Origin of the sequence: Hymenobacter algoricola, from assembly GCF_039539525.1 — a bacterium.
Lineage (GTDB): Bacteria > Bacteroidota > Bacteroidia > Cytophagales > Hymenobacteraceae > Hymenobacter > Hymenobacter algoricola.
Window position 1 is genome coordinate 59,231 of the sequence record NZ_BAABDH010000041.1, and the last position, 23,710, is coordinate 82,940.

Annotated in this window: 21 protein-coding genes and 1 tRNA gene; 1 reads left to right on the top strand and 21 read right to left on the bottom strand. The window is 61.9% G+C overall.

Translation table 11 applies throughout. From position 1 onward, the window contains the following. Nucleotides 1–4: 4 nt before the first annotated feature. The 8 genes from ABD842_RS12740 to ABD842_RS12775 form a co-directional block, all read right to left on the bottom strand. Nucleotides 5–640 (bottom strand): hypothetical protein, encoded by a 636-nt coding sequence (locus ABD842_RS12740; RefSeq protein ID WP_345114396.1) that lies wholly within the window; start codon nucleotides 638–640, stop codon nucleotides 5–7. A 163-nt stretch (nucleotides 641–803) separates the two neighbouring features. After that, entirely contained in the window at nucleotides 804–1,292 is a 489-nt protein-coding gene (locus ABD842_RS12745; RefSeq protein ID WP_345114399.1) for a hypothetical protein, read from the bottom strand. Nucleotides 1,293–1,302: 10 nt separating this feature from the next. Next, on the bottom strand, nucleotides 1,303–2,034 hold the full coding sequence (locus ABD842_RS12750) for a hypothetical protein (protein ID WP_345114402.1): 732 nt from the start codon (nucleotides 2,032–2,034) through the stop codon (nucleotides 1,303–1,305). After that, nucleotides 2,034–4,238 (bottom strand): hypothetical protein, encoded by a 2,205-nt coding sequence (locus tag ABD842_RS12755; RefSeq protein ID WP_345114404.1) that lies wholly within the window; start codon nucleotides 4,236–4,238, stop codon nucleotides 2,034–2,036. Before ABD842_RS12755 ends, ABD842_RS12750 begins: the two co-directional genes overlap by 1 nt. Continuing rightward, nucleotides 4,238–6,553: a hypothetical protein gene (locus ABD842_RS12760; RefSeq protein WP_345114407.1), complete on the bottom strand. Its 2,316-nt coding sequence runs from the start codon at nucleotides 6,551–6,553 to the stop codon at nucleotides 4,238–4,240. Before ABD842_RS12760 ends, ABD842_RS12755 begins: the two co-directional genes overlap by 1 nt. A gap of 3 nt (nucleotides 6,554–6,556) precedes the next feature. Next, nucleotides 6,557–8,749: a hypothetical protein gene (locus ABD842_RS12765; RefSeq protein WP_345114410.1), complete on the bottom strand. Its 2,193-nt coding sequence runs from the start codon at nucleotides 8,747–8,749 to the stop codon at nucleotides 6,557–6,559. 51 nt (nucleotides 8,750–8,800) lie between these two features. After that, on the bottom strand, nucleotides 8,801–9,001 hold the full coding sequence (locus ABD842_RS12770; protein WP_345114413.1) for a hypothetical protein: 201 nt from the start codon (nucleotides 8,999–9,001) through the stop codon (nucleotides 8,801–8,803). 143 nt (nucleotides 9,002–9,144) lie between these two features. Beyond that, entirely contained in the window at nucleotides 9,145–9,573 is a 429-nt protein-coding gene (locus ABD842_RS12775; protein WP_345114416.1) for a hypothetical protein, read from the bottom strand. A gap of 67 nt (nucleotides 9,574–9,640) precedes the next feature. On the opposite strand from ABD842_RS12775, the gene ABD842_RS12780 reads away from it, so the two are divergent. Then, the gene (locus tag ABD842_RS12780; RefSeq protein ID WP_345114419.1) at nucleotides 9,641–14,119 is read left to right on the top strand and encodes a phage tail tape measure protein; all 4,479 of its coding nucleotides are present in this window, start codon (nucleotides 9,641–9,643) and stop codon (nucleotides 14,117–14,119) included. 54 nt (nucleotides 14,120–14,173) lie between these two features. On the opposite strand, the gene ABD842_RS12785 is transcribed toward ABD842_RS12780, so the two are convergent. The 13 genes from ABD842_RS12785 to ABD842_RS12840 all read right to left on the bottom strand — a co-directional run bounded on the left by ABD842_RS12785 (nucleotide 14,174) and on the right by ABD842_RS12840 (nucleotide 23,614). Beyond that, the gene (locus tag ABD842_RS12785; protein WP_345114422.1) at nucleotides 14,174–14,635 is read right to left on the bottom strand and encodes a hypothetical protein; all 462 of its coding nucleotides are present in this window, start codon (nucleotides 14,633–14,635) and stop codon (nucleotides 14,174–14,176) included. A gap of 436 nt (nucleotides 14,636–15,071) precedes the next feature. After that, nucleotides 15,072–15,145: transfer RNA gene (locus ABD842_RS12790), tRNA-Ala, on the bottom strand. Between the two features lie 155 nt (nucleotides 15,146–15,300). Then, nucleotides 15,301–15,558: a hypothetical protein gene (locus ABD842_RS12795; RefSeq protein WP_345114425.1), complete on the bottom strand. Its 258-nt coding sequence runs from the start codon at nucleotides 15,556–15,558 to the stop codon at nucleotides 15,301–15,303. Next, nucleotides 15,552–16,118 (bottom strand): hypothetical protein, encoded by a 567-nt coding sequence (locus ABD842_RS12800; RefSeq protein ID WP_345114428.1) that lies wholly within the window; start codon nucleotides 16,116–16,118, stop codon nucleotides 15,552–15,554. The genes ABD842_RS12795 and ABD842_RS12800 overlap by 7 nt, the downstream gene beginning before the upstream one ends. A 2-nt stretch (nucleotides 16,119–16,120) precedes the next feature. Continuing rightward, the gene (locus ABD842_RS12805) at nucleotides 16,121–16,459 is read right to left on the bottom strand and encodes a hypothetical protein (RefSeq protein ID WP_345114431.1); all 339 of its coding nucleotides are present in this window, start codon (nucleotides 16,457–16,459) and stop codon (nucleotides 16,121–16,123) included. After that, nucleotides 16,456–16,893 carry a hypothetical protein gene (locus tag ABD842_RS12810; RefSeq protein ID WP_345114434.1) on the bottom strand — a complete coding sequence of 146 codons (438 nt, stop codon included), beginning with the start codon at nucleotides 16,891–16,893 and terminating at the stop codon, nucleotides 16,456–16,458. Before ABD842_RS12810 ends, ABD842_RS12805 begins: the two co-directional genes overlap by 4 nt. Then, nucleotides 16,893–18,017 (bottom strand): hypothetical protein, encoded by a 1,125-nt coding sequence (locus tag ABD842_RS12815; protein ID WP_345114437.1) that lies wholly within the window; start codon nucleotides 18,015–18,017, stop codon nucleotides 16,893–16,895. Before ABD842_RS12815 ends, ABD842_RS12810 begins: the two co-directional genes overlap by 1 nt. Next, on the bottom strand, nucleotides 18,001–18,351 hold the full coding sequence (locus ABD842_RS21195; protein WP_425553186.1) for a GNAT family N-acetyltransferase: 351 nt from the start codon (nucleotides 18,349–18,351) through the stop codon (nucleotides 18,001–18,003). The genes ABD842_RS12815 and ABD842_RS21195 overlap by 17 nt, the downstream gene beginning before the upstream one ends. 69 nt (nucleotides 18,352–18,420) lie before the next feature. Next, a complete protein-coding gene (locus ABD842_RS12820; RefSeq protein ID WP_345114440.1) occupies nucleotides 18,421–19,497 on the bottom strand; it encodes a hypothetical protein in 1,077 nt (358 codons plus the stop codon). Between the two features lie 128 nt (nucleotides 19,498–19,625). Next, nucleotides 19,626–20,543, bottom strand: coding sequence for a hypothetical protein (locus tag ABD842_RS12825; protein WP_345114443.1), 918 nt, complete (start codon nucleotides 20,541–20,543; stop codon nucleotides 19,626–19,628). Between the two features lie 43 nt (nucleotides 20,544–20,586). Then, nucleotides 20,587–21,210, bottom strand: a complete 624-nt coding sequence (locus ABD842_RS12830; RefSeq protein ID WP_345114445.1) for a hypothetical protein — start codon at nucleotides 21,208–21,210, stop codon at nucleotides 20,587–20,589. A 105-nt stretch (nucleotides 21,211–21,315) separates the two neighbouring features. Next, complete coding sequence (locus ABD842_RS12835; protein WP_345114448.1) at nucleotides 21,316–21,858, bottom strand: hypothetical protein; 543 nt, start codon at nucleotides 21,856–21,858, stop codon at nucleotides 21,316–21,318. Continuing rightward, the gene (locus ABD842_RS12840; RefSeq protein WP_345114450.1) at nucleotides 21,821–23,614 is read right to left on the bottom strand and encodes a hypothetical protein; all 1,794 of its coding nucleotides are present in this window, start codon (nucleotides 23,612–23,614) and stop codon (nucleotides 21,821–21,823) included. Before ABD842_RS12840 ends, ABD842_RS12835 begins: the two co-directional genes overlap by 38 nt. Nucleotides 23,615–23,710 lie beyond the last annotated feature (96 nt).

Genomic DNA, 23,710 nt, shown 5'->3' on the forward strand with positions numbered 1-23,710 from the left:
GGCGTTAATCGGAAAGGGTGAAGGAGAGATCCCGGCGGTAGCCTTCCAGCTCCGTCGTGTTCAGGTCGGTCAGCGTGCGGCGGTCCGTGCACCAGTTCAGCATCAGCACGGCCAGGGGCTTGTCTTTCTTGCCGCGGATAAGCAGCGCCACACTGGTTTCGTACTCGCGCTCATTCATCAGGCGGCCCATTTCGAAGTCCAGCACGTTGTCCGGATTCATGCAGTAGTAGGCCTGCTTGGCCGCGCCATCGAGGGCCAGCACCAGGTGGGGGAAGTCCGACATGAGCAGGCTCTGGCTGGCCGATTTCCAGCGGCCCATGCCCACGCGGCCAAGCGACTCGCTGACCATGCTCATCTTCTTGATCGAGTCGTTGCCTTCGAAGAATTCCCCGTTGTGCAGGCGGTAGAGGCTGATGTGGTCCGCTTTCGTTTCCAGGCAGATGCGCTCGGTGGCCTGGTCGAGCAGCACCTGCTTTTCGGCCAGGTACACGAAGGAGCTTTGCTTGGCTTTCTTGCGGTTTTCGCGCCACTGGGTGATGGTCGTTTTGATCATGTCCAGCACGAGCAGGAACACGGCGAAAGCCACCCCGCCTAAAGCAGCATAGAGTTTGTCGGCGGAGATGGAGGCAAGATTAGGCACTGACAGCGTCGATAACGGTGGTAGGTTTGGATAGGCGTTGCAGTAGGCAGTGGGTCGGAGCGGGCGGCGGGGCCTTAGGGCTGGCGCAGCACCACGTACACGGCGCGGGCCACCATACAGAGCAGCAGCGCCAGCAGGGCCATGGTGCAGGCCGGGGGCAGCATTAGCCGGTGTAGCGGCTAAAGGGCGGAAACTGGGCCGCGTACATATGCTGCTCAATAAGCTGAGTCAGGATTACGGGCCCGTTTTTCATGGCGTACTCGAACGCATCGCCCTGCAGATAGGCCGTGTCATCGTCGGCGTAGCGGGCGCAGACGGCGGCCCAGTCCGCATCTATTTGCAAGGCCGGGTTGCGGATGGCGAGCACGCCGGTGGGATTGGCTTCGGTGGGCGGCCCCATGATGGTGTTGTTATTGGCCACCAGCCGCACCGGGTAGCCACGCAGGTTCAGCGGCTCGCCCACTTCGCCGTTGTGGCTGGCGTGCAGCGTGACTTCGACCTGGATAAAGAACTCGGCCTGGTAGCCGTTGTGGGGCGGCTGTAGAAAGCCCTGGCCGACGCATTCTGCCACCTGGGTGTAGCGGGTGTCCTGGGTCTGGTGGTCGTTTACTCGGATACGTACGGGCTGGCGGGTGCCGGGAAAGTTTTTCATGGTGAAGTGGTTAAGGCAGGGAATCGAGGTAGGGATGCCACTCGCCGCGCACCTTGTCCGGCGAGACGCCGGCCGTGACCGGCCACGCCAGCACGGAGCGAATGAGGGTATTGGGCACGAACGGAATACCGCCACCGTAGCCGCCGCTGAAGAGGAATACCGGCTCGTTGGCAAATACACCCGGGTCTACGTGGCCGAAATCCGAGGAAAAAGAGGCTTCGGGCGCCTGCGGGGTGATGAGCCGCAGCGTTGGCTCGGCCGGGTCGTTGTCGTGGTTGAGGAAATAAGCCAGGCTGTTGGCTTCTCCCGGCGCGAGCATATAGTGCGAAATGCTGCTCCCCAGACCAGCCGGCGAATTGCTGCGGAAAATGAACTGTGACCCGTCTGTGTAGGAGTCGACGTGCCCTGGCCCGGCGCCGGAACCGTTGCCCAGCGTCATCAGGTAGTGCTGCCCCGCGTAGTCGGGTGCGGCAAACTGGAACGCGAAAACCATGTTGCTGCTGGTGTTGAGCAGATGGTCGGTGATGGCTAGTTGCGTCGCGCCGTCAAATACCCAGGCTTTTTTTCCACCTGGGTAGGTGTTGGTCAACGGGAGGGAGCCGCTGCCGGTGCAATGTCCGGCGCCGCGGTGGTCCCGAATCAGGTTGGAGCTACCGGCCAGCAGCCAGATGCTCGGCTGCGGCCCGCCGGGCTGGGCTAGTGCGGGCGGCGGCGGCGTGTGGAAGTAATAGTAGTCCGACATTACACCTGAATCATGACAACGGTACCGGGTGCGCCACTTTGCGCCTGCCCCACGATGCTGGCCACATCCCCCAGCTGCAGATTGTTGAGGGCGGGCACTTCCACTCCGTTCACCTTAAAGAGGAAGCCTGACACCATCCCGCCCGCACTTTCTGTGACGTAACTGCCCACCTGGCCCGGGCGCAGAATGGGCAGCACGTTGGTGTAAGAAGCCGCCCCCGCCGGGAAGGAGGCCACCAGCCGGGTTTTGCCCCGCACCGTGACCGGGTAGTTTTCGCCGTCAGCCGTGCGTACCGTCAGCACGCCGGTGGCCGGGTCGTAGAGCGGCGCAATCAGGTCGTCCGCGTTCGGGTCGCCGGGACCGCCGCCGCCCGTAGCTGGCAGGTTGGAGGGCAGCTCTACGATGGTCACCCGGACGTCAATCGTGCCAATAGTCGCCCCCGCGTGACGGGCCAGGGTAGTTCCCGCTGGCCCTGCAACCGAATCAGTGGAAGTATTCGAAACGGTTACCGCGCTGGAAACTTCAATCCGGCCCGAGTCTTCCATCACCAGCGTAGGCAGCAAGGTGTTGGTATAGGTGCCCGTTTTCAACCGCACGATAGAATTTCCAGCAGCCCTGACCGCGTTACTTAGAGCAAAACCGGTGTTCGTCGGATTAATGAAGTTGGCATAGACTTCTACGACAGCGCTGCCATCCGTTCGCACCGGGGCCAGATAGTACCCCGTCGAATTTTCCATTCTAAATTCCACGTACGCCGTGTCGCTGGCCCACACCAGCTGGCCGCCCCCGGTCAGGGAGAAACCCGAGTAGTAGAAGCGGCTGTTCTGCGTCACCCGCGCCCCGATGCCGCCCTGCGCGTTGAACAGACCGGTTAGATGCACGGTAGCGCCGTTGGCGACGGTGAGGGTGGTGCCGCCTTCGCCCTGGCTCAACATGTCGATATTTTCCAGCGTCACATTCGTAGCCGAGCCGGTGAAGGAGCCAAACCGTTTCGTATTGGCGTAGGAGGAGCCGCCCAGCACCTTGGCAAAGACGCTGGCCCCAAGGTCGGTGATCAGATCCACCTTCAGCGGGATGCCGTTGGTGTGGTAGGTGACGCCGTTTTTTAGAACCCAGGTGGCGCTGTTGATGCCGTTGAGCAGGCTGACCACGTCCCCCTCCGAAGGCAGGAAATTGTTTAGCTCGAACGCCGACAGGTACTGCACCTGGCCGTTGCGGCTGAACCGGCCGGCCACGGCACCCGCCTTGGCTTCCAGCGTAACCAGGCGCGCGCCGTGTACGGCAAACTGCTCGGCCGTTACCTCCCCGCCGCCGGTGGCGCGGGGGGTGGTCACGTCATTCACCAGGTCGTAGCTGACCGACACCCACTTCACCCCGTTCCACTCCAGCGCGTTTTCCAGATCGTAGGCGGTGGGGCTGATGCCGCGTACTACAACCGACGGCAGCGGATTGCCCTGCTCATCGTCGCGCCGCTCCACCCGGTACTGGGTGGCCCGCACTTTATTGCCAGCAGCTAGCATGCTGGCCAGCTCTACCGACACAGTGATTTCGGCGGGCAGCGTGGTGCCTTCCGGAGACAACTCTTCCCAGTTCAGGTCACTCGCCAGGCCTGTGGGCGCGGGGATACCTGCATCGTCGAAGACATCGACGCTGAGCAGCTTCCTGGCCTGGAACAGGCGCAGCTTGCCCTGCAGGACATGCTTGACCTCAAAGCCCGCCGGGTAGTCGCCTTTGGCTGGGAAAGGCGTGAAATACTCGCGCCCAGCCAGCTGCGCGGCTACAGTGCCGGCTGCTACCCAGTTCGCCTTCACCGTACGCGTGGTGAGGCCCGCATCGGCCATCACGGTCAGGGCGCCCTCCGGGTCGATAGCCACTACGAACTGCACTTTTCTGCCCGGGGCGCCGGCGGCGGCCTCCGCGACTCCGGAGTCGTTGCGTACGGTGCATACGACTTCCGGACAGAGCGTTTTAGGGTCCAGGCTCTGCCGGGTGCTGGCATCGGTTGGCATGCCGGTGAAGGGCTGCAGGTATTCCACGACCTTGTTGGCGCCGCGCAGGCCGTTGGCGTGGCGTACGCCCAGGCGTCCCACCCGCGCTTTGCGGTCCTTGCCGGTGGCTGCATTGCGCACCAGCACCAGCGCGTTTTCCGGCAGCAGGCCCGCGCCTTCGAAGTCGGGGATACTATCGTTGAGTTCGTAGCTCATTACACCTTTACTTTTAGGTACTCGTCGTTGACCAGCAGGTACTCGTTGGCATTCGGCGGGGGCAGCAGGCCCGCATCGTGGCCGTTGCCGACGCCGAGCCATTCCACTTGCTCCAGCGCCACGGCGCCGCCGGTGAGCGGAGACGCCCGCTGCTCGGCGACCTGGTACACCTCATCGGTGGTATAGCGCTGGCCGTTGACACGCAGGTAGTCGAGCCGGCAGATCAGGTAGAGCTTCTCGTGCAGGTAATCCGGCAGGCCGTAGGTTTCCAGCAGCGTTTTGCGCTGGGCCGTCGAGGCCAGCACCGTCGCTGCGCCGTTGCTGTTGCGGTGCACGTTGAGCGTGCCGGCGGGCTTGAGCCGAAAGAAGGTGGCTTCCACCCTCAGGCGGGGCAGCACGCCGGCCGCGTAGGGCGTCCAGACCATGCCGTAGCCGTTGTCGGTGTTTTTGTACTCCACCACCACGGTGTTTTCATGCTCTTCGGCCAGATACAGCGGCTCGGATACCGCCTCCGCATCCGGCCAGCCGGCCCGGGAGCCCCGCAGCCGCACCTGGTAGCGGCCCTCGGGCAGGCCGGATAGGTCGAGCGTGGTTTGCCACACGTCGTAGCCCGGGCCCAGCAGCTCCCACTGCACGAAAATATCCAAGGCGTTGCCGGCCTCTTCCCAGGGGCGGTTCAGCACCAGGTACTCTTCCCCGTTGCTGGCCTGCTTTTGCCGGGAGCGAACCAGGTAGGCGCCGCTCACCCCACCACTGAGCGTGACCCGGCCGCTTTGCAGCAGGTTTTCCGGCAGTATCGTATCGGCGGGACGCAGGCGGGTGCGGCCGTCTCCGTTGTCGCTGAGCTGCACCAGCAGCGGCACGGCCGTCCCGGTAAGCTGCACGGTCTGCGTGGCGGCCTGGGTGAGCACGGCCGTGCCGGACAGGTGCTCCTGCACCACCGCTTCCACGGCCGTGTAGTTGGTAAGCACCTGCAGGCGCAGCCGGTCACAGTGCTGCACTTTCTGCCAGTACTGCGGCCGCACCCGGTGGCCGGGGCGGCTCTGCTGGCAGAACAGCACGTTGTCCAGCGTTTCAAACTGGGAGCAGCTGTCCACGGCCTGCGGCACGACGAAACGCAGCGGATTGAGCAGCGGGGGCTGAAACACCGGGGCCGGCACTGGTGGGGTGTACACGCAGCTGCCATCCTCGTAGGTGGCCAGCTGGTTGCGGTTGGTGGCCTTCGGATCGGTGCAGCCGCCGACGAAAGGAGCAGGGATGGTGAAGTCCACCGACAGCTCCTCGCCCTCGTTGTCGCGGATAACGGCCGTATGCTCACCGGGCGGCACGCCAAGAATTTCAATGAAGCCATCAGCGTTGACCGGCTCGGGCTGCACGGTGACGCCGGCCACGAAGACGGTCACGGGCAGCGCGCCGCCCAGCGTATCGACCTGCACGCGGCCATTGGCCTGCTGAGGCAGCGGCTGAAACGGCGTGAGCCGCTCCAGCGTGAGCGGGCCGGCAGGTTCCACGTAGCCGCACTCGGTGCTATTGGCCAGTACCTTCAGCACGGCGTAGGGCTTCGCCAGCGAGGCGCGGACCTCCACCCGGGTCGCGCCCTCACAGAACGCTGTAATCAGTGCCCCGCTGGCCCGGCCGCGTTCTGCTGCCGACAACACGCCTTTGTTGGCGTTGCCGTCGCTGTTGGTAAAGGTCAGCTGCCGCGTCGGGCCAGCCTGATAGAAAATCCGGGCCAGCGTACCATCCTCCCACGTGAAGGTATCGACCTGAATGCCGCCGGTGGCCGTGCCGGGAATCGTGTAGGGAATCGTGGCCTCGTAGTTGGCCGCGTCCTTGAGGTAGATCGTACCGGTTTCCCCCGCACCGACAGGGTAAATGCTCTGATTCACCACAAACGGCACGTTCAGCGCGGCGCGGCTGCGCCAGGGCCCATTGGAGGTAGTGGCCGTAATCGTAATCGTGCTGCTGGACTCGTCGTAGGTGTAGGTGCCGACTAAGTCTCCGCCACCGACGGGAACGGCGCACAGCGCGGCGGCCGGATCCTGATCGGCGCGGGCGTAGGGGGAGGCGGCAATCGAGACGACTGTAACCCCGAGCTGGGGGCGGGCGTTGGCATCGTCACAGTACTGCCCGATGATGGTTTGGCCCGGGGCATACAGGCGTTGGGGCACCTCGGCGCCTGGGTTGGTGGGAGCCTGATCCGGATCTATCGGCTCCCGTTCCCCTACGGTGATGTCCAGGCTGACATCATCGAAGTAGATCGGGAGCAGGAAGTTGGCCGCTTCGTAGCGCAGCGTGTCGATTTGCGTCAGCATAGCCTACTGGGTAAGAGCGGTAAGCTGCGCAGCCCGCAACAGCGTGAAATCTCCTTTCTGCTCCTGCAGGATGTGTTTGAAGTCGAGTACCCAGCCCTCGCAGACGTGCCCAGCCTCATTGCGGAAGCGGACCCGGCCCCGGGGGTTGGCCAGCAGCGCGGCTACCTGCTCAGCCCGCATCGCTGGCTTGATTTCGTAGCTCTCCGGCAGCCAGATCGGGGCGGGCAGATCGGCGACGCGCACGTCGCCTTTCTCCACCACCGACTGCGCCTCGGTGGCGAGACGGCTGACAAACTCGTTGTTGCCTTCCCCGAAGGTGAAGCGCACCAGCCGCAGCAGCTCATGGCGCAGCCCGGCCCCAAAGGCAGGTGCGTGCCGCCGCAGCAGCCGGGCTGGGCTGAGGCGGGCGTTGTACACGGTTTCGGGCGACAGGATGCCGGAGAGCTGCGCGAACCGTTGGTTGCGCTCGGATTCAAAGCCGCCGCCGGCCTGGCGCAGCAGGCAGATCAGGAAACTGTCGTTGTCGCTGGCGGTATCCGTGCTGGAAGAAGCATCAAAGCGCTTGCGGCGGGTATTTTCCAGGTAGAAGCCGGCCGTGACCGCACTGCACAAAACGGAGTAGGAGTTTTTGGCCTGGGTGATAGGCAGGGCCCATTCCCGGCGGGCGTTGAACTCATCCAGGCCGTTGACCTGCTCGGTCTGCCATTTCTGGTAGCCCAGTTCGAGCGTGTTGAAATGATAGTCTTCCAGGCCGTTGGCCTTGGTTTCGGTCGGCTCGGTGAAGTCGACGACGACTTCATCGGAATAGAAGTAGGGCGCGGGCTCTACCCGGACCACTTCCTGTCCGTCGGCCCGCTTTTCTATGCCCATCCCCAGCCAGTACACCTGGGCCAGCGAGGACTCAAACAGCGTTTTCCAAGAGGCCGTCAGCGGCTTTTTATCCAGCGGAAACCCGCGCAATTGAAAGCCGCCGGTAACGAAGGTGAGGCTGCCTTCGCCATCCTGCGCGTAGGCAGAGGCCGTATCCGTCCGGCCGAAAAAGTCCGACCGGAAAGCCTGAGGCTGATCCGTGGCTGCCTGGCAGATGCGTTCCAGCGCTTCATAAGCCAGCAGGCCAGCGCAGGGGCTGGGCTCCGTAGTTGTTTGCGCCTCGATGCGGAAGGCGGAGCCAGGCTGCATCGACAGGCTCACCTCGAAGGAGTAGCCCGGCCCGGCCCGGTCGTACTCAATGTCGTGCACGTTGAGCAGGCCATACACATATACCTCGTCGCCGATTTCCAGTGGCAGCGTCCCCTGATAGCGCAGCAGCACGTCACGGCTATAATCACTCTCGTCGACATCATCCCCCACGGTGGCCAGCACGACCGGCGCGTCCAGGTTGATCCGCAGAAAGTAGGTCACGTCCACCCGATGAAATAAGGAGCGCAGGATTGGAAACTGGCGCACCCCCTGCTTGATGAGCAGGCGGCTGAGTAGATTGAAATCAAAGGAAAACGGGCCCGCTTCCTTTGTGACGAAAATCGGGACCTCTGAATGATCGACGCCGCTGGTCCGGACAACGGGCCCGAAGGGCAGAACGCCGATACCGAACTCATCATCGGTGGGGGTGCCCACGCCGAAATACAGATTCTGAAAGCGGCTCTCTCCATCCGTAACGTAGTTGGCAGGCGAAACAAGCGCGGTGTCCTCTACCTGCCCGGCATAGCGCTTGATGATGGCTTTGCTGTGCAGCTCGGCAAAGACCGGGGCAAGGGTGGGCAGCACGGTACCGCTAAGCGACTCGGCCTTGAACAGGTCGACCTGTTTGTCAGTCTGGTTCAGAAACTGCTGGGTGAAGCCCGCATTCTCCACATTACAGCGGAATTCCAGAGCCGTACGCTGCTTGGCCCGGAAAGCCAGCCGGCCCGTGTAGTAGGGAATAAATAGGAAGGAGTTGGGGTCGTACTGCTCAATGGTGAGCGTCACGCTTGCCTCAATGCCGCGCAGCTCATCCATCCGCTCCAGGTACTGCTTGGCCCGCTTGACGAAGCCCAGCTGCACCGAGTACTCGGTGGTCAGGCCGTGCAGCTTCGCATCGCGGTGCAGCTGCAGGCCCAGCTGTTCCCAGCCAATCGGATCTTCTTCGACATCTACAACCAGCCGCCCGAGTTCTTCGGAGTCCAGAGTGAAGCGCAGGCGAGGGGAAGTCGTAGCCATAGGCAGAAGATAATGTAAGCAAATTAGTTACTTTATTTCCAAACTACCGAGTCATCCTCTATTTTCTGGCTGTTGCTTCTGCTCCAGATACTCGAAGTAGGCGTGAAACTCAAATAGGGAAAGCTGCCCCGGCTGGGGCACGCCGTGCTCGGAGAGGATGGCGCAGAGGTGAGCAAAGCTGCGGCGCAGCAGCACGAGCACGTTTTCCGGGTGGCCATCGTCGAATACCTCCGGCCGGACCAGGTCCAGCATCCAGCTGTCTACCTGCTCAATGATGTGGAGCTGGGCCGGGTCGGCGGACTCTATCCAGCCGGACAGCGCCTGCGTGCGCCGCTTGAGCTGCTGGGCGTAGGCTATTTCGCGGGCCTCGCCGAAGCGGGCCGGAAACTGCTGGCCTAGCTCGGTTTGCAGTTTTTTTTTACGTCCTGGCAGATATCCTCTACCATGCCCTGCGTCAGTCCCCAGCCGCTGAGCCGGTCCAGCAGCTGCCGGAGCCCATCATCCTCTACTTTGGTGGCCGTGGCCGTGCCGTCTACGCTGGCCACCAAGCACCCGAAAGCCAGCGAAGCGGGCGAGAACTGCTCCAAACAGTAGTTGAAGGCATAGTGCAGGTGGGCCAGTTCTTCAGTGGCGTCCTCAGTCCGGCCGGCCGCCAGAAACTGCGCCAGCCGCTCAAAATGCTTGGTCACGTCGACCATGGTGGAACCGATGCCGCCTGCCTGCACCAGGCGGCACTGGAATTCGCTGTGGCGCTGGGCCGGCAGCTCGTGCATGGACTGGTAGAGGTCGACGGTGTGGCCGTCGTGGAGTGAAATCGTGCGCATGCTCATGCAGGTAGGGGGAGGACGAAGATAGGAATCCTAACAGTAAAATATCTATTTTGCTTACATTATGGCAGACAACCCAATCCACTACCAGGACCTGTTCGACCAGCTGGGGCCGGGCCGGCAGGAGCTCGACGACTTCACCAAGTCCGTCGGGGCACTGAACCGCAGCTACAAGGCCCTGAGCAAGCTGCTCGACGCCGATGGCCAGCGCATTGCGGCAGGCCTGGCCGGCATTGCCGCAAGCAACAAAACCCTGGCCGAGCAGGTGAAGGGGCTCAATGTTGCCAACGAGCAGGAGCGCGAAACCCTGGCCGGCCTGTCGGCGGAGTTGGGCAAGATGGCCCGGGAGCAGGAGGCCTACAAAAAAGCCCAGCAGGGTCAGGCAGAAATCCGGCGGCAGGTAGCCGACGCGACCAAGCAGGCCGGCACCGAACTTAAGAAGCTTCAGACAGAGTTGAAGCAGGCCTTTACGGCTAAGGATTCGGAGCGCGTCATCAAGGCGGCCCAGGCTGTGCAGCAGTACAAGCGCGACACCGACCAGCTCAACAAAGCCATTCGGGGCGCCAACTCGGAGCTTACGGCGGCGGCCGGCTCCTACAACCGGCTCAGCATCGAAACCCAGCAGCTGGGCGAGAAGATCCGGGCATTGCCCGGCGGCTTCGAGGCAACCAGCGCGGAAGCCAACAAACTCAAGAAAGAGTTTGCCGACAACACGCAGAAGCTGAAGGATTTTGACCGGGAGATGAATCAGAACTTCCGGGAGGTCGGCGCCTACGCCAAAGGCATCCTGGAAGCTACCCGCGCCCTGAATTCGCAGAAGGTTGCCCTCACCAGCGAAGTGCAGGCGCTCAAGATGCAGGCCAACGCCGCCCACCTCAGCGCTGACGAGCATCGCAAGCTGCGGGCCGAAATCGAGCGCACGGAGACGGAACTGCAGAAGGTCACCGGGGAGCTTCGGTCCTACGGCGTGGCGGCCAGCAAGAGTGGCAAGGATAGCCAGAGCCTGGGCGCCAACGCCGCCGGCATGGCCAACGGCTTTCTGGGCGCCTACCTCGGGGTGACAGCCCTGGCGGGTGCTGTAGCCGCCACCTTTGAGAAGGTGGCCGAATACTCTGACCAGCTGGCCAGCGTACGTAAGACGACCAACCTGTCGAAGGAGGCCACCGACCAGCTGGCCGAAAGCCTGAAGAAGGTCGATACCCGCACCTCGTTGTCCGGCCTGCTCGACATTGCCAAAGTGGGTGGTCAGCTGGGCAAGGCGGGCTCCGAGATTGAAGGCTTCACCAAAGCCATCGATGTAGCTGTACAGGCCCTGGAAGATGACTTCCAGGGTGGAGCTGAGCAGATAGCCACGGAACTCGGAAAAATCGGCCTGGTGTTCCGCAAAACCCTGGGCCCGGACCAGAACCAGAACCTGCTGGCCATCGGCTCGGCCATCAACCAGCTCGGGGCCGACGGCGCCGCCACGGCCCCGTTTCTGGCCGACGTAGCGTTGCGCGTGGGTGCCACTGCCGCCAACTCCCGCCTGGGCCTGAAGGACGTGCTGGCTTATGCCGCCGTGCTCCAGGAGACCGGTAGCAGCGCCGAGGTCAGCGGTACCGCCCTGAACCGGCTGTTCAATACGCTGAGCACCAAAACTAAGGAGAGTTTCGCCATTGCCAAGCTGGCCGACAGCAACCTGACGCTGAAGGAATTCAAGCGGCTGGTGAATAACGACTTCCAGGGCGCCATCAACATCTTCCTGAAAGGCCTGAACGCCGGCGGCGACACCACCACCGAATTCAACGCCCTGCTCAAAACCCTGAAGCTGCAGAGCGGCGAGGCCAAGAACGCCATCACCACGCTGGCCAAAAATACCGACCTGTTTGCCGAGCGGCAGGCCACGGCTAATGAGCAGCTGAAAACGGCCACGTCGCTGGCCGCCGAAGCCGCCATCAAGAACGACAACCTGGCCGGCTCCTGGGCCAAGCTCAAGAACGACATCAACAACTTCTTCAGCAGCGGGGCCGGCGCCGACTCGTTGAAGTGGCTGGTTGACGCCACCCGGGCCTCGCTGAATTTCAAGGATGGTTTCGGGGCCCTGTTCGACGGCCGCCTGTTCGGGCTGGCCAAAAAGCAGGTGGATGACTACGGTAAGTCGTTGGCAGATTCAGCCCTGAGCCAGCGTAAGTTTGCCGACGGCACCGACAGCCTGCTGGCCCGCTTCTCCCGGCTGAACGAGGTAACCAAGCCCACCATCAAGGACCAGCAGGAGTTGCGCGAAACCGTGCTGCAGTTAAAAGACCGTCTGGGGGAAACAGCAGTGGTGCTCAACCAGCAGACCGGCCAGTACGACCTGAACACGGTCGCCGTGGGCCGCAACACCAAGGCGGCCCGCGCCAAATACCTGGAAGATGCCACCGCCCTGGCCAAGCGCCTCGAAGGCCTGGACAAGGAAGCCGGGTTGTCGCGCGCGACAGCAACGGCTATTCAGGAGGAGGCCACCGCGCGAGAGAAGCTGGTGCGGGCCGCCACGGGCTTGAAATCGGCGGACTTTGAGAAGGTGCTGCCCCAGCAGATTCGCCAGCGCGAAGCCACCCCGAAGCTCTATGACAGTTCCGAGGGAGCCATTAGCCCGCTCGTGCTGCAGCAGTACAAGGAATACGTCCAGCTCACGGACCAGGCGCAGCTGTCCGCCAACAAAGCGGCCCGGGCCGAAGGCGCCCGCAACAAGGTGCTGGCCCAGCTCAAGCGACTGGGCTACGATGCCGCCACCGCGTACACCTTGCTGGCCCAGGCCACCGATGATGCTACCGAGAAGGTAGATGAGAGCATCGAGAAGGATAAGCAGAAGAAACAGGCGGTGGCCGACCTGGTTAAGGAGGAAAACGCCCTGAGAAAACAGCGGATTGAGGGCCGGATTGCCGACCTGGACCGGCAGGCGGGCAACCCGGCCAACTCGGAGGCGCTACGCACGACCGCGCTGCAAAAGGGCAAGGAGGAGCGCATCAAGCTGGCGGCCCTGGAGCGGGAAGAGCTGATTCACGAAGCGGCCAAGACCTATAAGGACCAGCTGGGCGGGGCCCAGGCGCTGGAAGTGGCGCGGGTGCGGCTCACCGAGCAGTTCTCGGCGAAGAAGCTGGAGATAGAGCGCAGCACCGATAAGCAGGTGCTGGCCCTGCACAACACGCTGCTGGACCAACTCACGGCCGTCGATAAACTGGTCATCAACAGCGAAATCGACGCGCTGGAAAGTCTGGCCCAGGATGAGAACCGGTCCGCGCAGGAGCGGCAGCAGGCCCTGCTCGACGCGGCGGCCCGGCGGATTGAAATTGTTGAGTTGGAAGCAGCCAGCAAGATTCGGGCAGCCAAAGGAGATGCCGCGGCGGAGAAACTCATCTACGAGGAGCTTGCCCAGCAGAAGGCCACTATTCTGGCCCGGCCGCGGGCCAACAATTCGGACTTCACCAATTCTGAGCTCAATAAGCAGTATGTGCTGGAGCAGACCGCCCTGGAGCGGAAGCTGGCCAGTGGGCTGCTCTCGGAAAAGGACTACCGCAAGCAGCTCAAGCAGCTTGATGACGACTACGCCGCCTTCCGCATCAACAACCTGCGCAAGGATGCCGATGCGCAGCGGCAGGCCGATGAGGAGGAGCTGCAGCGGGTGCGCAACCAGAATGCCGAAAAGCAGCGGCTGCGGGAAGAGGAAGGCCAACTGGTGATTGAGGGCCTGCAGAACATTCAGGGCATTGCCGATGCGTTCTACCAGATCGGGTCCACCCGTCGGCAGAAGGAGCTAGAGGATTTGGCCCACAAAAAGGACCAGGAACTACAGGTGGCCGGCGACAATGCCGAGCTCAAAGCCCAGATTGAGGATAACTACCGCAAGCGAGACCTGGCCCTACGGCAGAAACAGGCCAAGGCCGATAAGGCGGCGGCCCTGTTCAACGTGGCGCTGAATACGGCCATGGCCGTCACCTCGGTGCTGAGCACCGGCGGCGGCACCCGCTACGCCGACTTCGGCATCAGCGCCGGCATCTTGTCCGCGCTGGTCATTGCCCAAGGTGTGGCGCAGGCGGCCGTGATTGCCGCCAAGCCGATTCCACAGTACTTCAAGGGCCGGGAGAACGGCCCGGCCGAATGGGCCTGGGTCGGCGACCGGGGCCGGGAGCTGATTGAGGGCAAGTCGGGCGGCATGCGACTCGTGGAGAAGCCCACGGTTACCTACCTGCAGGCGGGGGACAAAGTGCACACCGCCCCGCGCACCGAGCAGATTCTGCGCAACAACCGGGCTTTGCAGGATCAGCTCTTGCAGCGCCGCTACCTCACGACGATGCAGGGCCAGGTCGCCGACATGCGTAGCGCCACCAGCGGGCCTTCCGCCTCGGTGGTGGCGGTGGCGCAGGCCGCGGCGCAGGCCAGCAGCCGCGACGCCGACCGCATCATTACGGCCCTGCACGAGCGGCCGGAGTGGCGCCTGACGGAAGACGGTCTGCGGCTGTACACGCGCAAGGGTGGCACCGTTACCCGGCACGAGAATGCCTACTACCGACGGAATGGGTAGAAGCAAAAAAGCCCCGCTGGCAATGACGTCAGCGGGGCTTTTTTGTAGGAAGCCTTACCATTCATTGGTTAGAATAGAGGTGCGAGCTGAAACGTTGATTACGCCGGGAGCGGTGTTGTTGTCGATGCGTACGCTCTTTTTCACCACGCCGTCGACAAGGATGTCGGCCGTAAAAGAGCTGCCTGTAGGCGCTTTGTTGGGCGTCTTCACATTCTCAAACACCAGCGTCACGTTGAATTCCCGGTCGCTGGTGACCTGCCCGACTGCTTGTACGACATTGGCCACGTCGGTGCCCACGCTGACATTAAACGAGTTTTGGGGCTGCAGACCATCGGTGTTGACGCTGGCCCCTGATATGCGGGCGCCCAGGCCAGAGACTTGGACAGCCGAATAGCGCACTTGTACCGTGTGAGCTTTCGGGGTCGGCTCGGAATTCTTCTCGTCATCTCCACAGGCCGAAGCCGTGGCGAAAAGCAGGACAAATAGCAGGTAGCGGAGGGTGGATAGCTGTTTCATGGCTGGAAGATACGAAACTGCTGAAACTGGGATTTTGGGCAACAAAAAACCCAGAGTATCCGGCCGGCCTCTGGGTTTTTGCGGTTTAGTTATCGACTTTCCTTCGTCGTGCGCTTCTGTTTAGTACCGCAGGCTTACGCCTGTTACCTGGACGATGTGTGCACGCTTTCTGTGGTCCGTCACGCCACTAAAGTAATGTCGGCGGGGGCTTCCAGCTGATCAGGCCGGTACTCAGCTTCCGATTCTAACATCCCTCTGCCTTACAACAGCAGTGGCAAGAGCCGGAACTGGTTTCGCCCCCTATCTGGGGAGTTGTGAGATGGGACAGGGAGTCGAACCCTGGGGAATGAAGTTTTGCAGACCACATCAGCCCCGCGGCTTTCCCATCTGGTTGCCCGTCTTGAAACGGGCGAAGCAGCCGGCTGCCGCTTCTTCGTGGACCGTGTAGGAGTCGAACCTACGACATCTGCCTTGCAAAAGCAGCACTCTAGCCAACTGAGTTAACAGCCCAAAAGTGTCCGTCTTTCCCGACTGTCATGCTGTGGAGCAACCGAGGCTACTTCCCTAGCCGCTTTGCTTTCTCTCCTTGCGGGTTACTTGCTACTGGGGCGTAGGCCGTTCTGCCTGATGCAAATGTAATAAAATATCTAAATAGCTTACATTAATCAGGAGAAAAAACGACAGAAGGCAGCGGCGGGCAGGGCTCCGGACACCCAATACCAGGGCAAGCCCAACATGATAATGGCTGCTGTGATTAACAGCACCGCCAGCCAGAAGCCGAGGCAGAAGTCGCAGCGCTTCATTAGCCACGCCGGCCGCTGCACCTCCCAGGCCACTAGCCAGCCCCACTTCTCGAAGCAGACGAGCAGCGCGGCCGCCGTCATGCCGACAATCACAATCAGGGCAAGCAGTTCCGTTAGCATAGCACGTTCTGTAAGCTCAATTCACATTGAATCCGGAAGCCGGCGTAGGGCATCCTGAACACCTGCTCCGCTACCACATCCATCGAGAATCCCTTGAAGACCTCTTCGGCCGTCGTGTACACCCGCTGCACCGCGATGCTGTTGTTGCTGAGCACCCGCAGCACGTCGCGCAGCAGCTCCGCCTCGAAGCGGTAGTCTTTGGCCGGATCCAGGGCCCGCAGGTTTACCCAGAAAATCAGGTCGACAGGCTGGTTCAGCGCCAGGCCCAGCGGAGTAGGGGCTGAGTCCGGGTTGCTGGCCGGGTCGCGCGGGTAGAAGAAGCTCTGGGCCGACACGTTGTCGTTGGGCAGCACGTCGCGGTATTCCCGCTCGCCATCGTAGACCTCGGGGTAGTAGATGGTCTTGGTGCCGTCTTTGCGGCCGCTGCGGTAGGCCCGGCCGTAGCTGACCTGCAGCCAGGGCAGCTTGGCGGCCAGCAGCAGCTGCACGCGCTGGATTTCTTTGTCCAGCCCGATCGGGTTGGGTAGGGTGGGCGCCTGGGGATTGAGGTAGGAAACCATAGCTAGTTGCCGGAAAAAGGAAAAATACCTGAGAAGGGAAAGGCTTTGCGCACCTGGTTGCCTTTGCGAAAGTTGCGGTAGGCCCGTTGCGTTTCTTCAAAGTAAGCCTGCAGGTAAACATACTCTCCTCGCCAGCGCAGATAGCAGCGCGGGGCCGGCATATCCTCCATCATACCCTTCGGGACCGTGCCGACGTAGCTTACATCCTCCCACGCCCATACCCCGATGGCGCAGGTCAGCTCAGCCGCTTCGCCATTGACCCAGAAGTGCCGGCCGCTGAACATGGTCCCATCATCAAGCAGCTTGAGCGTCGATTCAGGCAAGAGCTCGTCTTCAGTCATAGTCCAAGGGTATTACGGGTTTTCTGCTGGAGCTCGGGCAATACATAGTCCTGCCGAAACTCTTCTATGTGGGCATCGGTGAGGCCCAGAATATCCTCGCCGTACTTTTCTACCAGCCCTGGCGTCTTCGCATCTGTGCCGACGAAGGTGAGCTCAGCAGCATCCGACAGGGCCAGAATACCGGTGTAGAAGTCTCCCTCGTCGCGGAGCGTGACCCGCTCGGTGGGCTGGCCTTTGATCTGCTTTAGGGCAATGGTAAGCGGGGCGTACTCAGGGGTGATGGGTTGATTTTCCCGGGTGAGGCCGGCGGCCAGCTGCTCGGTGTTGGCATCCTCGAGGAAAGGCCGATTGTCCTGCACGACCTGGGCAGTGGCCTGCTCTAGCACGTCCGGTAGCAGTTTCAGGGCTGCTGCCAACTCTTCGAGCCGCCGCATTACACCCGGCCGTATTTGACGGCCCCCGATTTGGGCACGCAAGGTAAGCAGGTGGAGGAAACACCTGAAAGGTCCACATCCAGTGCCTGCACCGCATCCGCCAGCTGCAAGTGAAAGCCTTTCTGGCTGGTGTTGGGGCGGTTGTTGAGCTCCATCAACGCCATGGCTTTCGTCTGCGCTTCCAGCCCGTTGTTGCGGGTGCTGTTGGCCATCATCGTGAGCATGTCCACGGCCAGCTGCAGGCGCAGGGCCGGCGCGAAGGAGTTGATCTGGCTGGTCAGGTGCTGGGTCAGGTCGCAGCTGGCTTCGAGCTGCAGGTTCAGGCCCCAATTGGTGTTGGTCTGGTAGGTGATGTCGGCGCCGGGGGAGGCCTGCGAAAACGGCAGCACCTGCACGTAGGGGCTCCAGGCATCGTATTGCAGGTAGTCACTGCCACAGCACTGGCCCGGCCGCTGCTGCAGGTTCTGATCCAAACGGATGGCCTGCCCGCTCATATCCGACTCGTGGTAGCCCAGGTACCAGGTGCCGTTGAGCTTAGCTGACAGATCAATCTCCAGCGGAGTCCACTCGAAATACACCCGGTCGGCGCGGAGGAAGGGGTACTCCTTCACCGGGGTAGCCATATCGGAGCTGTGCAACAGCACGAGCTTGAAGCCCGGCTCCACCTGGGTGAACTGGGTACCGACGTCCGTGATGCGGATGGCCATGTTGGTCTGGCCGGCCCGGGGGCGCAGGGCCAGGCCGACGAAGCGGTCCTCCCGGATAATCTTATCTACGTAGGCCCCACTGCGCTTGGTCAGGGGCAGGCTTTGCAGCAGCCTTTTACCAGTGCCGTTAAGCTGCTTGCGCTGCCGCAACGCATCCAGCACCTTGATGGCAGCCGTTTCGCGGGCCTTGGTCAGGTACTTGATAAACTCCGCTTCGGCCATCTGCGGGGCGCCCATGCGCAGGTTGCGCAACGTGAGCAGCGGGTGCACATCCTGCAGGGCCAGCGTGCCATCCGCAGCCAGCAGCTCAGCAGGTAGCAGTGCGGGCTCATCGACGGCGCCGTCGGAGGTGGTCCGGAAACCAATGGAGAGGGCCAGCAGGGCGGCCAGGGTCGAGGCGTTAAACATGGCAGACAATGGCTATTCGGTGGAGGATACCCGGGACGGCGGCGCGGGTGAAGCCAGCGGATTCGTAGAAGACGATTAGGTCCTCGTCTGGGACTATACCACCGTCATAGGCACGCACCAGCAGGTAAAGCGTTTCGTGGGGATAGGCAGCGGTGACAGCCGTAAGGACCTGCCGGCCCAGGCCGTTGCCGCGGTGGCCGTCCTTTACCCAGACATTCGATACCCACCGCACACCATGGCGGACATCCGTAATGGCCTCAGCAATGGGGTTTCCATCTCCATCCGAGATACGAAACACGTCTTGGCGAGCTATTGGTGAATACTTAGGTGTCTCTCTTTTCATCTGCTGTCGTATTCAAAAAAGCCCGCCCCGGCTTCGGGTCGGGCTTTTTTGGATAAATAACTCGCCTGACTAAGCTGCCAGCTTCTGCTCCACTTTGATAACGGGGAAGAAGCGGCCAGCCTCATCCGAGTTATAAGCCTTCACATAGCAGAAGTCAGCGCTCCACTCGTAGCTCTCCACCGACGTGCGGGTGAGGGCCTGCAGATTCTGACCTGCCAGCGGAGCGGACTGGTCCGAGCAGTCAGCGCGGTAGAACAGGCCCATGCGGCCAACGCCGGGCACGTCCTGGGAAGTCCACTCTTTTACTGGGTTATCTGCCCCACCGTGTACCACGCCACGGGCGCAATCCGGATCGATGCGGCTTTCCAGCCCGACAGCGCCGTCCCCTACCAAGTAGAGGGCAGCACGGTTACCGGTGCCGGCCACTACGCGGTTGGACGAGAAGAACGAGCCCACGCCGTCGAGCAGGTAGCTCAGGTCACCAGCATCGGTCTGGCCGGCTTTGGTCAGAGTCCGCACGTCGGCCATCGCCATGGGGTTTACCAACACGTCTGGCGAGCCGGACAGGTCCATGGTCTCCAGAATCGACTGCACGTAGTTGTAGAACTCCAAGCGGTCTTCGTCGGCTACCTGCAGCGCGTCGGCTACCTCGGGGTAGTAGGCGGTGATAGAAGCTGGGAAGAACTGGTTCTTCGACAGGTTCAGGTGGTCGACGGCTTTCTGATCGAGCAGTTCCATCAGGGCCAGGCGACGCGCCTCAAACAGCCGGAAGAACGCATCCTCATAGCTGAGGTCGTTGTTGACGTGCTGCGAAGGAATCATCGGAAAGCCGAAGGCTGCCGTGAAGAAAGTGAACGTTACCAGCTTGGAGTTGAGTCCACCAACCTGCACGTTGCAGGTGCGCACGTTGCCGATGGTGGGCTGCTCATAGTCAATGACGGGCACCTGCACGGTGTTGCCAAAGTTGTTTTGCAGCGCCGTTCTCAGCTCGGGCGTCATGATGCCGGTAGCTGAAGCGGACTGTTTGCGGTACAGGGCGAGAGCACCGTAGTTGGAGCCGCGCAGCTCCAAGTTGTCCAGGCCACCAGGCCGACGGCGATAACGGGTGCGGACGGCCTGTTTGAGGGTTTGAGCGATGGAAGGCATCGTCGTAGGGAAAAGTGTGTGAGAAAATAAAACAGGGCCTGCGAAATCGTCCCGTAATCACGCAGTGGGTAAGCGGTAAGCGTAAAGCAGGGCCAGCCAGCGTCCCATGCGGCTGGCCCTGGTGCGTATTAGCGGAGCGGCAACTTGTCGCCACCCAGAGCATCCCAGGCTTTGTCGTAGTCGTCGGTGCCATCGGTCACGCTGAATTCTTTCAGGTAATCGATAAGCTGGCCCTGGGTCTTTACCGTAGCAGGCAGCGAGGTAGGCACCGCTTTGCGGCCACCGCCGGCGCCGCCAGCACCACCTGAACCACCAGCGCTGCCCGCGCCACCGCCGGCACCACCATGGCCCGCATCGATTACTTCGGTCAGCAGCTCAGCCAGCAGGTCAGCAGCCGTAGCGGACTGGTTTTCTTTGTTCAGCGCTACTTTGCCATCAGCCCCCAGATAGACGACGGTTTCCGTCTGGTCTGCATTTTTCTGCGGCCGGGCCATCGCCACGATGCAAGCCGTGGCGTTGTCGACGGCCAGCTTACGCAGGCCTGCGGGCAGCGCCTCGTTAAGTTTGATACCGCGCAACCCATCACGCAGGTCGAGCATCACGTCTTTTTCGAACAGCTTCGCGTCGCGGTCCTTGATGTCGCTCTGGTAGGTTTCCTCCCTTTTCTGCAGGGCCTCCAACTGGGCCTTCATGGTTTCGTTGCCATTGCCGTCAGCGATGGCCTTCTCCAGATCAGCAATTTTGGTTTGAAGAGGCGTGGTGGCCTCCATAATGCTGGTTTTCAGGCTGCCGATGGTGCGCTTGGCGTAGTCGTAGGTCTTTTCGGTCGGCAGCTTGGCAATGCCGCTGGTATCGAAAATATCCTTGTCGAGCCCATCATATAGCGACTTGGTTTTCTCGCCGATGAAGGATTCCTCCTCCTGAGCGGTGCGCGCCACGTAGCCGGCCGTTTTCACGGCACCTACGAGGTGGTCTTTCAGAGCGGGGTTGGCTGCTACAGCAGCGGTTAGCTCTTCGGGGGTAAAGGTGTTGTCGGTAATGGCCATACTGAGTCCCGTTCAGTGGGTGTTTGCGAGTGGGAAAAATGAACTAAGCAGCTACTTTTGCTTCTGCCGAAGTGTTTATGAAATCACGGCCTTCCGGGCCGTCAAGCGTGTAGTAGGTCTTACCGCCATCCTTGCTGAATGCATCTGACTGGCGCCGGCTTTGCCACGTAGGATCGTCTGCATATTCGAGGCTCATCCACTCATCCGGATTGTTGGTGAGCGGGCCTAGTGGTTTGAAATGGGCCAGCTTGGAAAACAGATCCATCGTCAGGGCATGAGAGCCACCCGAATGCCCCTGGTACGACAGCACCTGAATCAGCTGCATCACCGCGTTGGCAACGTCGCCACCGTAGTCCGCATCTTCCTCCCAGAGACCCGCCGCCTTCATCTCGGCACGAGCGTGGTAGACCAGAGTGCTTTCGTCCTGCTGGTTCAGCGCCGGAACCGCGGCCTGAATCCAGATAGGGGGTGGACCGCTCAAGACGCCTACCACGACGCAATGCGTGAGGTTGATATTCACCAGCTCTTCCGGCGCGAGTTTCCAGACGCTGATGCATTCACCTTTTTCGGTGCGCATGATGGGCAAGGGAGTACACTCCTCGTCCGTCATATTTTCGGGCTTAGCCAGGACGGCGTTTTGTTCGGGGAATTCGATTGGGGAGGCCATGCGAGTGGGGAATAGCAGGGTTTGTGAAAAAGCGACTACTGTGCGGGAGGGAAAGAAAAGGGCCGGCTCCGGTTGATCCCACCCGCGTGGAACCGGCCCGGTCGCTTATTCAGCTTCCTTTTCCTTGCCGAAGTCGGCGTCCTTGGCCTTGATGAGCTCCAGCAGCTCGTGATAGTCTTTGTCAGCTGGCGCTACTTCGTTGTAGAGCTGCTGGTAGCGCATCTGCACATCCTGCAGCGTGGGCAGGCCCTCAGCTGGCTGCATCGGCTCCTTCTTCTCGCCGGCCGCGGCTACGCCCATCGTCTTGGTGGAGCCGCCTTTGCGTGAGTCGTGCAGGATGGTGACCGAGTCATACTCGTCAAAGCTGCCGTTCTTCTTCATCCGGTCATATTCCACCGGATAGAGCTTCACAACCTTATCGACGGTGACGTACTCCTTTTTGATGGGGTCATTCTCCTTTTTCGTGAGCTTGACGTGGATGCGGTCGGCTTCGTGGGCGTGGAACTTGTATTCCTCATCCTCGCTGCCCGACTCGGTGGGCTCGGACGTCTCCTCGTTCATCTGCTGCTGCTGGAGCTGCTTGAGGTCGAGTTTGGGCTTCGCCGTCGTTTTAGTTGCGGCCGGCGCCGTTTTGGTTTTCGTTGACATAAGACAAAAGGATTTGGGTGATGGAAGCAAGTTTGATGTGGTAGGGCTGCTGGGAGCCGAAGCGCCGCACATCCATCTGCTCCGACTCGAAGCGGGTGAGGTAGCGGCCGAAGTCTACTTTGAGTCGGAGCAGCTCCTGCTGGAAGAGGTCCTGCACGAACGTGTTGGCCTCGCTGGCGGCGCCGGCAATCATCGTCAGGATCTGATCGATGGAGTACTCAGGGTAGGGCTCCAGATCGGACAGGATGCGCATGCGGTCCAGCTTGGCCGGGTTGCGGCGGAACTGGGTCTGGTAGCGGAAGTCCCGCGCATCGCTGAGCTCGTACACGGGGCGGCCGGCCTTGCGGGCTTTCTCTTCCTCCTCGGCCAGCTGCTCCGACGTCTTGAGGTAGAACCGCTCGCCCATGCCCACGTAAGTGCTGCGGTAGAGCGGACCATAGCGCAGCACGCCCCAGGTGTTCAGGGTCCAGGTGCGGGCCTCTTCCAGCGGCTTCTTGAATTCGACCAGCACGTCCTGCTTGATTTCGAAGCCGCCCATCACCTGCTTGGTGTTCTTCGCCTGGTCATTGCTGGGCTCCCCACCGCTGCCGAGCACGGCGCGCAGCAGGTTTTCCCGGCTCTGCGCCAGAATCTCGGTCAGGTAGTTAAGGATGTCCACCGAGGGCGTGACGAAGCCTGCCGGGTCGCGAGTGTTGGGCATGTCCTTTGAAGGGGCCGGCACTTCGACGTGCACCCCCGGGCCCAGCAGCTTGCGCAGCGCGCAGGCGGGGCAGGGTTTCTCCCCGTACACGGGCATCTGCTCCCCATTCTCCAGGGAGGTGTAGCTTTTGATGTAGGAAACGATGCCACTGGCGCAGCCTTGCCCGTCGCCGCTCGTGAACTCACACTGCGCCTCGAAGCTCCACAGAATCGGGAAGGTGCCGTACTGCCGGTAGTACTCAATGGCGCCATCCCACCACACGTAGCGGTCCAGCGCCCCCAGGATGGAGGTCAACGGGGCCCGCCGGGGCAGGTCGGTGGCTAAGTCCAGCGGCTCCGACCAGAGCAGCCGGGCCGGGCAGTAGCCCAGGATGTGGGGGTTGCGCAGCACCTCGGTCCAGGCCTGCTCCCCGGCGGGCTTTTCGAGGATGGTATAGGCCTCGTCATCGTAGCAGGCTATCCGCTCGATGACGACTGTGGCGTCCTGCTCACTGCGCCGGGAAGGCAGTAGGAACAGCACGTACTCACAGCTGCCGTCGGGCTTGAGGGCCACATCCCAGATATCCTCCAGATGCACCAGGAACACGTAGGGCTCCGGTCGGGAGGTACGCTGTACGGCCGGCATATCGACTACCAGCAGCGAGTGGGGGCGGCCCCGCAGCGCTTTGAAAGCGGGGCCAGACCAGAAGTCCGCCTCGCGCATCGTGGTGCGGTACGCTTCGAAGTCGGATTCCAGTTCGGGCGTGGCCAGCTCCACCTGCACCAGGCCGTCCTGTGCTTCGAACACCCGTTTGAGGCCGGTGAAGATATCCTCTACAATGTCCGTCGTGGGCAGCGGCGCCGGCACGCACTGTTCCCAGCGCAGATACTCGTTGTTGGGCAGCATGCCTTTGGCCCAGTCACGCACATACAGCCAGCCAGCGGGCCGCCGGGCGGGGTCGACATGGGGGATGGCATGCAACCGCAGCCGATGCTCGTGCCGCAGGCAATCACCGATAACGCCGCCGTTAGCGGGGTTTTCGAGCAGTGCGCGTACGGCTTCGGGGCTTAGGATCATGCTGCGGCAGGGCCGTAGAGTCAGAAGGTGGGGGCGGTGCGGGCGCTTCGGCCAGCAGCCAGTGGGCGGTCTTGTTGCGCTGCTGGCGTTCCAGCA